This window comes from Janthinobacterium sp. HH106, assembly GCF_001758725.1.
Classification (GTDB): Bacteria; Pseudomonadota; Gammaproteobacteria; order Burkholderiales; family Burkholderiaceae_D; genus Janthinobacterium.
Map to the genome: position 1 here is coordinate 254275 of NZ_LRIC01000008.1, position 7504 is coordinate 261778.

Here is a 7504-nt window from a genome sequence, read left to right on the forward strand (position 1 = left end):
AAATGGCTACGATTGCTCGTAACCATTTTTCAGCCTGCATTTTACTGCAAGTTGCGCCCAACGTTCATATTCGCCGCCGATACTCCACGGCTCCGATGCCTATTTCTTGACTTGACGGCGCCGGCGCAGCCACACGCACAGCGCGATCAGCAACAAGATGGCCGCGATGCCGCCCGGCAGCATGAACGGTTGCGCCCGCGCCAGCACGGGTTTTTCGCCGCCGCTGCGCGCCTGCGCCACGTAGGCAGGCGTCACCGACACATCCGGGTTGCCATACTGTTTCAGCACGTAATTGGCGATCGAGGCGATCTGCTCGTCCGTCAAGGGCTGCACGTACGAGCGCTGGTCGAAACGGGGCATGAACGCTTCGTGCTCTTCCCCTTCGATCTTGCGCTCGACGCCAAACAGGATGGCCGAGACCAGGTTGGCCGGCGTGTTGCCGCCCGTCGCCGTGTTGTTGAACAGGGCCGGATAACTTTGCCCCGTGCTGCCGGCGCCGTTGGCCGAATGGCAGCTGACGCAATAGCCGGAAAACAGCACGGCGCCGCTATTCAAGGAATGGCGCTCGGTGGCAGCGGCCATGCCGCGCAATGCCGCTTCCTCGCTGGCGGCGCTGCCGTGGCTGAAGGCAGCCTTGGTCTGCCCCTGCGCGCGCACGGGCGGCACCGTGCGCAGCCAGGCGACGATGGCGGCCACGTCGTCGTCGCGCAAAAATTGCAGGCTGTTCTGGATGGCTTCGGCCATGCCGCCCGCCGCCTGCCCCTTGCCTTCCACATGACCCGTCTTCAGGTAAGCCGTGAGTTCCGCATCCGTCCACGCGCCGACGCCGCTGACCTTGTCGGACGTGATGTTCGGCGCATGCCAAGAGCCGAGCGCGGCGCCCGCCAGGGTCTGGCTGCCGATCTCCCCCATCAGCATATTGCGCGGCGTATGGCAGGCGCTGCAGTGCGCCAGCCCTTCGGCCAGGTAGGCGCCGCGGTTGATCTGCGCGCTCTTCGCCGGATCGGGCACGAAGCGTTTATTGTCAAGGAACAAGGTGTTCCAGCCCAGCATGGACAGGCGCACATTGAACGGGAATGGCAAGGCCGTCTGGCGCGCCGGCTCGTCGACGGGTTTGACTGCCTGCATGAAGTAGTAATACAGGTCGCCCACGTCCGCATCCGTCAGCTGCGCATAGCTGGTGTAGGGCATGGCCGGATACAGATGACTGCCATCGGCGCGCACGCCTGCGCGCAGGGCGCGCGCAAAGTCGGCTTCCGTGTAGCGGCCGATGCCGCCTTTTTTGGAGGGCGTGATATTCGTCGCGTAGATCGTGCCCAGCGGCGAATCGATGGCGTAGCCGCCCGCATACGGCTTGCCGCCCGCCGCCGTATGGCAGGCCATGCAGTCGGCCGCGATAGCCAGGTAGCGGCCCCGCTCCAGCCGTGCATCGGGCTTGGCGGCTGTGCTTGCGGCCGGCGCGGCCGGACGGTCCGGCGTCAGGGTGACGGGCGGCGCCGGCGGCACAGGTGGTAAAGCACGCGCGGCCAGCGGCAAGCCGGCCGCCAGGGTCAGGCCCAGCAAGAAACGGCGCATCATGCAGCCTCCCTTGCCAGGGTGCGGGCGATGTCGTCGGCCGCGCGCAAGCCGAGCGCGGCCATGCTGAGGGTCGTGTTGACGACGCTGGCCGATGGCATGGCGCCGCCGCCCGGCAGCCACAGGTTGGCATGGTCGTGGGCGCGGCAATTGCCGTCGACCACGGAGTCAAGACGGTTACTGCCCATGATGACGCCGCCCATGATGTGGTTATTCGCATTCAGGCTGTCGGTGATATGGAATTCCACGGCGCCGAACAGCTTGCCGATGTGTTCGAGCTGCGCATGCGCGGCCTTCGCGCCATTGCGCACGTAATCGCCCACGTCATAGTAGATGTCGGGACAGGCCAGGCCCAGCGGGTCCTTGCGCGTCTTGCTCAAGGTCAAACGGTTGTGCGCTTCGGGCAGCGGTTCCAGGCTGATCGACAGGTCCACGCCGAACGCGGCGCGTCGACGGATTTCATCGTCGAGATCCTTGCCCACCAGGCCCAGCTTCAATGACTGCTGCGTTGCAGGTCCGACCCTGGTGATGTTGTTCAGGATCATCTTGTTGGCCGAATACTGTGCGCGGAAGGCGCCGTCGCGCGGGCCCACCAGGCAGCTGCTTTGCGCGGGGCCACGGCCCGTCCAGATCGGTTCATTGGCCAGGAAGGTACAGTGGAAACCCGAGTGGTCCATCATGTTGCGGCCGACCTGGTCCGAACTGTTGGCGATGCCGTTCGGATTATTCTGGTTCGCCGCCAGAAGCAGCAAACGGGGCGTTTCGATGCCGTTGCAGGCGATGACGAAGGCCTTGCCCGTCGCCATGTGCGACTGTTTCTTGGCGTCGTACCAGTGCACGGCGGTGACGCGATTGTTCTGGTCCGTGTCGATGCGGTAGACGACGGCCTCGGCCAGCACGCCAGCGCCTTTCAGCTCGGCCCGCTCCACGTGGTGGATGCCGTTGTACATGGCGCCGATCGGGCAGATCGGCTGGCAATTGTTATTGCCGCAGCACGTGGGACGGCCCTGCCATGGGCGCGTCGAACGCCCTTGCGGAATCGGCACGGAACGGTAGCCGTGCGGGTTGACCACTTCGGCGAAGCGCTTGTCGCCATAGCCCCAGGGCACCATGTCCATCGGGTACGGCGCGCTGCGCTCGCTGGGCGACTGCAAGGCGGGATCGTTGGGGCCGGCCACGCCCATTTCCTGCTCGGCGCGGCAATAGTAGGGTTCCAGTTCATCATAGGAAATGGCCCAGTCGCGCCCGACGCCGTAATCGCTCTTCATGCGCATGTCCGACGGCAAATGGCGCCAGCACGACGCGGCCCAATGCCAGGTCGTGCCGCCCACCGTGCGCAGATAGCCCTGCTGGAAACTGCTGCCGCTGGGGCCGGACAATTCCACATAGTTATTCTTCGGAAAATACAGGGGCGCGGGCGCATTGTCCGCCTGCGGATACAGGCCCTGGAAGTCGGAACCGACGCGGTTCTCGAACGGCATGTTGCGCCAGTTTTCCACGGCTTGTCCCCGCTCGATGCGCAGGCCCGCTTCCAGCATGATCACGGAATGGCCTTGCGCGGCCAGCTGGTCGGCCATCATGGCGCCGACGACACCCGTGCCGACGATGACGACATCGGCGACGACGTCGCCATTACTCTTGAATTGCGGTGATTTCATTTTGCTTGCTTGCCTTTCGGTTCGGGAGTGCCGGTAGTGGCCGGGGCCGGTACGGGTTTGGGCGCCACGGGCGCGGAGACGCGCACGGCCGGCGGCGCCTTCAGCCACCACAGGGGGCCGTAATTGCAATAGGTCGGCACGACCTGGCCATCGGCCACCGTGCGGTACATCAAGGCTTCCGCATACGCGACGACGATGGACTTCGTGCCCTGCGCCGCATAGCCGGCGACGGTGCCCGTGTACCAGGCGGCAACGATGGCCAGCGCCAGCTCGCGCAAGCCCGCATCGGCGGCGCTGGCGGCGGCCAGCAGCGCCTTGGCTTCCTGGCCCGTGACGAGCAGCGCGCCCAGTTGCGGCAAGCGCTCGGCGAAGCCGGGCACGTTCGTGCGCATGGCTTGCTCGATGCGCGCCGCCGTCGCGGCGGACAGATCGCGGTGGCCCGTGATGGTTTGCGACAAGGTGTAGAACAGCATCGTGGCGGGCGCCAGGCCGGGCGCCGGAGCGCTGGCTGGCGCCGGCATGGCGGCCGAGAGCGGATTGCTCCAGAAACCGGCCTGCGCCAGCAAGGCGGCCAGGCCGATCAGGGCGTGGCGGCGGCTGATGCGGGGAAGGGATGAAACGGATGTTGCAGATGGTTCGCTGCCTGGATAGTTCATGAGACTCCCGCAAGACTTGTTGTTTTATTGACTTCGATGGTTGCGCCACATTGCATTTGCGCATAAATGGAACCGGTTCCACATTATCCTACAGAAGTAAATTGTCTGCCAATGTAGTATTACTATTGAGAATTTGCCCTGCGCGATGCCGGCATGGATGCCGGCTGGCTGCCCAGCAAGAACATGTGCTGGCCAGGGGCGAGATAGCGGCATCGCACGAGGGTGACGCCCGGCGATATCGATGGCCATACGGGCCTCGTGCCGGTCAGGCTGTACCACGATTTATGGGGCCGCTTGGGCATCGCCCCCACGCCGACACAGCTGCAGGCGCTGCGCACGGGGCAATGGTCACGGCGCCGCAGCATTTTCCTCGCGCCACTTGCGCACCATCTCGCTGCTGATTTCGCGTTCGTAGCAAATGGGGGCATAACCGCCCTTCCTGCTCCATGCGCTGCGTCCTCCGCAAGCGCTGCCATTCTTGGCGGCATGGTAGGGACAGGGGCAGCGCCCCGGATAGGCGGCAATCGATTCGGCGATGATCTGCTGCTTGACCTTCGCTTCGGACAAGGGCTGGCGTCCCTGGCCGCCGGCAAGGGGCCCATAGACGATGCCGGCGGCCAGCATCAGCATCAGGGCGCAGATATTCTTCATGGGAAGGCTTGTGTTCCTCGAGAGGCGGCAAATATGCCCTGCAAGTATGACAGATGCTTTTCGACACATCTGCGTGCAATGTCACAATGCAAAAAGCCCAACCGTAATGGCTGGGCTTTTCGATACTGCTGATGTTCTGGCTCCCCGACCTGGACTCGAACCAGGGACCTGCGGATTAACAGTCCGTCGCTCTACCAACTGAGCTATCAGGGAAAAGAGGCCGCATTCTATAGCGCAAATTTTCAGTTGTCCAGATTTACGCGAAAAAAATTATGCGCGGCATACCTCAGCCCGGATTTTCCTGCGGATGATAGTCGAACACGAGTACGCGGCCCAGCCATGGCTTAAGCAGCTCGACAAAAGCCTGGTGCGCGGCATGGGTCAGATACGCATCGCGCGCGCGCGTATCGGCAAAACTCAAGCTGAAGCAATCGGTAAAGCCGTCATCGAGGCCTTCCGGGCTGACGTTCGGCCCCCATTCGAATTGCAGCACGCCGGGGATGCGATGTTTAAGCTGGGAAAATTCATAGACCAGCTCGGCATGCTTGGCCGGTGTGATGTCCTCAAGAAAATCACAGAGGACGATATGGCGCAACGGGATAGAACAGGTCATGGTGGCAACTCTCCTATGGGGTTGCATTCAGGATAGCGCAAAACGGGAAAAGACACAGGCCGCAGCCCGCCATGGCGCCACTGCGGACGCGCTGCAGATATTTTTCATATGCAACATGTTATTCGGATAACATCCTAAATGGACACTCCATACCTGCCAGCAACCATCCATACCAGCCCATGACAAAAAACAGCATAATGGCCGTGTTATTCATCGCCTTGATTCCATTTTATGCATGTAAAGCACAACCCGTTCCGCTTGCCATCGACGTGCTGCTGACTCCTGACATTGGCGGGATAAAGCAGTTTGTGGAAATCAAAACAGATGACTCCAACAAGCCTGCTCTTCTCTTTCTATCGGGCGGGCCGGGAAGTTCGATGATGAAGAATGCGGATGCGTTTACCGCCATCCTGAAAAAGAGATTTACGCTTGTGCAATGGGACCAGCGCGATGCAGGAAAAACCCTGAAACTGAATCCTTCGCCAAGCCAGCCTTCCGTCGCGCAGATGGAGCAGGACACGTACCAGGTCATCACGTTTCTACAAAAAGAGCTCAAGCAGGAAAAAATATACTTGCTGGGCAGTTCCTGGGGCAACGTCCTGGGCTTTTATATCGTCAAGCATCATCCGGAACTGCTGCATGCCTATTTCGCGTCCAATCCTGTCGTGAGCCAGCTGGAAAGCGAGAAAGAATTGCTGAAAACCTTGAAAGTGCATTTCAAGGACAATGCCGTCGCCAGCCAGGAACTGGACAGCGTCAGTTTCCCGTTTGCAAGTGACGAAAGTATGTTTTATTTAAGGAAATGGCTTTTTTATAAGGATGGCAAGGAATTTGCCACGAGCGAGGGCTTCAAGACGGGCTTTCTTCAATGGTCGAAAACTTGGTCGCCAGTCTGGAACGAGGTCATGAACATCGATCTGCCCAGGACCTTGAAGAGCGTTGACTGCCCCGTGTATTTCTTCGTCGGCAAAAACGATATCCAGACCTCGACCAGGATCACGCAAGCGTATTTTGAAACATTGAAGGCGCCAAAGAAGGGGCTGTTTTTCTTTGACCATTCCGGGCATCAAATTCACCAGGATGAACCGGTGCAGTTCCAGGAAGCCATCATCAAGACATTGGATGCAGCGCCGAAGTCCTGATACGACGCCCCGTCACGGGACACCAATCCCGGAAGCGGACAGGTTGGCCTGGTCGCCGGCAATGCTGGCGGCGGCCTTGCGGATCAGCGTCGCCACCGCATGGGCTTGCGAAATGTAAATGGCATGGCTGCCGGCGACTTCGACCACCTTCGAGCCCGCGCGTTCGGACATCTTGCGTTGCATCGCCGGCGCAATCATCTTGTCCTCAGTCGCCACCAGGTACCAGCTGGGCTTGCTCCTCCACGCTGGCGCGCCGACCACGCCGGTCAGCGCGGCCACTCCCCATGGCACTTGCGATGCCGCCATGAAGCGGGCCTTGTCCCTGGGCACATCGGCCGCGAAGGCGGCCGCAAACTTTTTCTGGTCGAGCAACAGGAAGCCATCGTGCGGCGGCAAGATCGGCGGCACCGGTGCGCCAGGCGGGGCATTCTTCAGCAAGGAATCGACGGACTCGCCTTGATCCGGCACAAACGCCGCGATGTAGACCAATGCCTTGACCTTGGGATCGTTCCCCGCTTGCGTGACCACGGCACCGCCATACGAATGACCAACGAGGACCACGGGACCCGGCGACGCGGCGATGACCCGTCCGGTCGCGGCCACATCGTCCGCCAGCGATAGCGTTGTGTTTTGCGCAATGGCAACGTGACAACCCTCGTCACGCAGCGCCCGGTAAACGGCTTCCCAACCCGACCCGTCGACAAAACCGCCATGCACGAGCACGATCGTTGCTGCCCCAACACTTGTGACCTCATCCATTTCAGCCCCTCCAGGAAGTTGAAGGCGATGACAGGCCTGCCGGCGCCTTGTCGCCTCCAGCATAGCGCCGGGTGCCTGGCGGCCTATGCGCGGGATCAAGAGTGATGACACGGATGCCTCATGCAGGCTCTGAAACGCGAAAAGCCCAACCGGTGAAGGCTGGGCTTTTCGATACTGCTGATGTTCTGGCTCCCCGACCTGGACTCGAACCAGGGACCTGCGGATTAACAGTCCGTCGCTCTACCAACTGAGCTATCAGGGAAAAGAGGCCGTATTATATAGGGCAAGCAAGCACATGTCCAGATTCCCCCAGGGAAATTTCTATTCCGGACAGCAGCTGCCCGCCGACAGCGCAAAAACAAAAAAGGCCACGTTTTTCAACGTGGCCTTTCGAATTCTGGCTCCCCGACCTGGACTCGAACCAGGGACCTGCGGATTAACAGTCCGTCG

The 7504-nt window shown here is 61.3% G+C and carries 7 protein-coding genes and 2 tRNA genes; 1 reads left to right on the forward strand and 8 read right to left on the reverse strand.

The genetic code is table 11. From position 1 onward, the window contains the following. Positions 1 to 99: 99 nt before the first annotated feature. The 6 genes from JAB8_RS05535 to JAB8_RS05560 form a co-directional block, all read right to left on the reverse strand. Entirely contained in the window at positions 100 to 1578 is a 1479-nt protein-coding gene (locus tag JAB8_RS05535; protein ID WP_254679455.1) for a c-type cytochrome, read from the reverse strand. Then, positions 1575 to 3233 carry a GMC family oxidoreductase gene (locus tag JAB8_RS05540; protein ID WP_034788982.1) on the reverse strand — a complete coding sequence of 553 codons (1659 nt, stop codon included), beginning with the start codon at positions 3231 to 3233 and terminating at the stop codon, positions 1575 to 1577. Before JAB8_RS05540 ends, JAB8_RS05535 begins: the two co-directional genes overlap by 4 nt. Further along, positions 3230 to 3889, reverse strand: a complete 660-nt coding sequence (locus tag JAB8_RS05545; protein WP_070288801.1) for a sugar dehydrogenase complex small subunit — start codon at positions 3887 to 3889, stop codon at positions 3230 to 3232. Before JAB8_RS05545 ends, JAB8_RS05540 begins: the two co-directional genes overlap by 4 nt. 348 nt (positions 3890 to 4237) lie before the next feature. Continuing rightward, positions 4238 to 4540 carry a hypothetical protein gene (locus tag JAB8_RS05550; RefSeq protein ID WP_070288802.1) on the reverse strand — a complete coding sequence of 101 codons (303 nt, stop codon included), beginning with the start codon at positions 4538 to 4540 and terminating at the stop codon, positions 4238 to 4240. 137 nt (positions 4541 to 4677) lie between these two features. Further along, positions 4678 to 4753: transfer RNA gene (locus JAB8_RS05555), tRNA-Asn, on the reverse strand. A gap of 73 nt (positions 4754 to 4826) precedes the next feature. Continuing rightward, positions 4827 to 5153: a Dabb family protein gene (locus JAB8_RS05560; protein ID WP_070288803.1), complete on the reverse strand. Its 327-nt coding sequence runs from the start codon at positions 5151 to 5153 to the stop codon at positions 4827 to 4829. Between the two features lie 197 nt (positions 5154 to 5350). Between JAB8_RS05560 and JAB8_RS05565 the strand changes: the two genes are divergently transcribed. Beyond that, complete coding sequence (locus JAB8_RS05565) at positions 5351 to 6295, forward strand: alpha/beta hydrolase (RefSeq protein ID WP_083287581.1); 945 nt, start codon at positions 5351 to 5353, stop codon at positions 6293 to 6295. 12 nt (positions 6296 to 6307) lie between these two features. Here the strand turns inward: JAB8_RS05565 and JAB8_RS05570 are convergent, their stop codons facing one another. Further along, positions 6308 to 7054, reverse strand: a complete 747-nt coding sequence (locus JAB8_RS05570; protein ID WP_070288804.1) for an alpha/beta hydrolase — start codon at positions 7052 to 7054, stop codon at positions 6308 to 6310. Between the two features lie 186 nt (positions 7055 to 7240). Further along, positions 7241 to 7316, reverse strand: a tRNA-Asn gene (locus tag JAB8_RS05575). Positions 7317 to 7504: the final 188 nt, after the last annotated feature.

Bases quoted from the DNA above. Each gene is read 5' to 3' on its own strand.
- JAB8_RS05535 (WP_254679455.1), bottom strand. From the start codon at position 1,578: ATGATGCGCCGTTTCTTGCTGGGCCTGACCCTGGCGGCCGGCTTGCCG.
- JAB8_RS05540 (WP_034788982.1), bottom strand. From the start codon at position 3,233: ATGAAATCACCGCAATTCAAGAGTAATGGCGACGTCGTCGCCGATGTC.
- JAB8_RS05545 (WP_070288801.1), bottom strand. From the start codon at position 3,889: ATGAACTATCCAGGCAGCGAACCATCTGCAACATCCGTTTCATCCCTT.
- JAB8_RS05550 (WP_070288802.1), bottom strand. From the start codon at position 4,540: ATGAAGAATATCTGCGCCCTGATGCTGATGCTGGCCGCCGGCATCGTC.
- JAB8_RS05560 (WP_070288803.1), bottom strand. From the start codon at position 5,153: ATGACCTGTTCTATCCCGTTGCGCCATATCGTCCTCTGTGATTTTCTT.
- JAB8_RS05565 (WP_083287581.1), top strand. From the start codon at position 5,351: ATGGCCGTGTTATTCATCGCCTTGATTCCATTTTATGCATGTAAAGCA.
- JAB8_RS05570 (WP_070288804.1), bottom strand. From the start codon at position 7,054: ATGGATGAGGTCACAAGTGTTGGGGCAGCAACGATCGTGCTCGTGCAT.